General features: G+C 26.1%; 1 pseudogene. It reads right to left on the bottom strand.

Annotation, left to right across the window (positions count from 1 at the left end):
* Window positions 1-452: pseudogene (locus E5A76_RS05890) on the bottom strand (rhamnosyl transferase); the annotation flags it as partial.

The following is a 452-nucleotide window of genomic DNA, read 5'->3' as shown; positions in this document are numbered from 1 at the left end:
ATATACGATTGCTATATATTACATCTAAGAAATCAAGTTTTCTTTTGCTTAGCCTTGCCATATATTTGGGGTTTTGATCAACTCCAGTATCAATAGTTATAATTGCAGGAGCAATCATTGCTGATTCATGATCATATGTTTTCTTCAACTCATTAAAGAAATTCACATCAAAATCCAAATCAGAATTACAGTAAATTGATATATCAGTATCATCGTCAACTAATTTTTGACATAATGGTAGCCCACCAAAATATCCAACATTTTTTTCTTCACTATGTAGTTTTGTATAAATATCAAATTTCTCAATTTCTTTCATGAAATTAGAAAGTTCAACTTCATCTTTTTCTGAATTATCTAAAATATCTATTTTTACATTAATATCACAACTATTCTCTTTTGCTCTTATCACTGAATCAATAAATTTAAAAACTAATTTATCATTATGATAGTTA

Origin of the sequence: Photobacterium lucens, assembly GCF_009873615.1 — a bacterium.
Classification (GTDB): domain Bacteria; phylum Pseudomonadota; class Gammaproteobacteria; order Enterobacterales; family Vibrionaceae; genus Photobacterium; species Photobacterium lucens.
Note: the sequence above shows the minus strand (reverse complement) of the source record. Positions and strands in the feature narration are given on the sequence as shown.